Here is a 264-nt window from a genome sequence, read left to right as displayed (position 1 = left end):
AATGCATAAGGACCCCCAAAAATAATGGGTTCACATAGCTCATACTCCATTTCTTCATCTGAAAATGGCTCGATATCATGAGAGGAATCAAAGTCCGAATAATACCGACAATAATAGCCATCCTTGTAAACACCATAATCTTCATCCGCCAACACAAAAAACTGTAGAAGCCCTTGCTGTGGATAACCTTCTAGCTTAGGTAGCTTTGCAAAATTAAGCTGTGCTATAAACATATACGGTATGCCACTACTATGTACTGGGAAG

General features: G+C 39.4%; 1 protein-coding gene. It reads right to left on the bottom strand.

Annotated features, from left to right (window positions below):
- The coding region (locus SB660_RS21310) for a DUF1963 domain-containing protein (RefSeq protein WP_410584390.1) at nucleotides 1-233 on the bottom strand (233 nt) is incomplete at its 3' end.
- Nucleotides 234-264 lie beyond the last annotated feature (31 nt).

It is taken from the genome of Bacillus sp. SIMBA_005 (genome assembly GCF_046535585.1).
GTDB classification, from domain to species: Bacteria; Bacillota; Bacilli; order Bacillales; family Bacillaceae; genus Bacillus; species Bacillus pumilus.
This window is presented reverse-complemented; position numbering and strand designations above follow the sequence as displayed.